This is a genomic window from Variovorax sp. GW821-FHT10B04, assembly GCF_059415645.1.
In genome coordinates, this window is record NZ_JBWKNQ010000030.1 from 1 (window position 1) to 610 (window position 610).

At 62.0% G+C, this 610-nt stretch carries 1 protein-coding gene; it reads left to right on the top strand.

The genetic code is table 11. The features are described from left to right. Window positions 1-610 (top strand): Ig-like domain-containing protein (locus tag AC07PZ_RS31600; RefSeq protein WP_495299139.1); only part of this gene is annotated, 610 nt, incomplete at both ends.

Genomic DNA, 610 nt, shown 5'->3' on the forward strand with positions numbered 1-610 from the left:
ACGGATCGCACATCGGCTACACCACTGTCGTGGGTGGCGTATGGACCTTCGACTACACCGGCACGGTGCTGGCACCGGACACCTACAGCATCCGCGCCGACCTGGTGGACTTGGCAGGCGGCGTCGCCAAGTCCTCGGCAGTCCAGCCCCTTGTCATCGAAGGTGCTGGGACGGGTCCGCTCGCTTCCAATGTGATTGCGGTGACCGGTATCACAACAGACACAGGCGTGAGTGCCAGCGACTTCAACACGAGCGACACGACCCTGATCTTCCGCGGCACGAGCGATGCAGCCAACGGTTCGAACGTGGACGTGCTGCTCAACGGGTCGCACATCGGCTACACGACGGTCACTGGGGGAGCTTGGAGCTTTGACTACACAGGTACGACGCTAGCGTCCAATACGTACAGCATTCGTGCTGACCTGATTTATGTGTCTGGCGGCATCGCCAAATCCTCGGTAGTCCAGGCGCTCGTCGTCGACACGAGTGGCACGACGATTCCCGGCGGTGGCGTCGACCCACTGACACTCAACGCGATCGCCGTGACCGGCATCACGACGGACACAGGCGTGAGCGCCAGCGACTTCAACACGAGCGACACGACCCTGAT